This window comes from Citrobacter sp. wls829 (genome assembly GCF_005280825.1).
Lineage (GTDB): Bacteria > Pseudomonadota > Gammaproteobacteria > Enterobacterales > Enterobacteriaceae > Citrobacter > Citrobacter gillenii.
Window position 1 is genome coordinate 1 of sequence record NZ_SZWP01000122.1, and the last position, 251, is coordinate 251.

Sequence of the window (251 nt, forward strand, 5' to 3'; positions counted from 1 at the left end):
GCGCTCTACCAACTGAGCCATATCAGCACGTCTGGAGCGGGCAGCGGGAATCGAACCCGCATCATCAGCTTGGAAGGCTGAGGTAATAGCCATTATACGATGCCCGCATCCTGAAACTCGGCTACCCAGTTCTTTCTGTAACAAAAAAGAGATTTCTCTCTTTTCTGTTTGAGCTGGTTAATTTTTCTAACCAACCCAGGCGGCGATAACGCTGCCAGAAAGTGGTGGTGGGGGAAGGATTCGAACCTTCG

At 50.6% G+C, this 251-nt stretch carries 1 tRNA gene; it reads right to left on the reverse strand.

What is annotated here, in order from left to right:
* Positions 1-32 precede the first annotated feature (32 nt).
* Positions 33-107, reverse strand: a tRNA-Gly gene (locus tag FDW88_RS22370).
* Positions 108-251 lie beyond the last annotated feature (144 nt).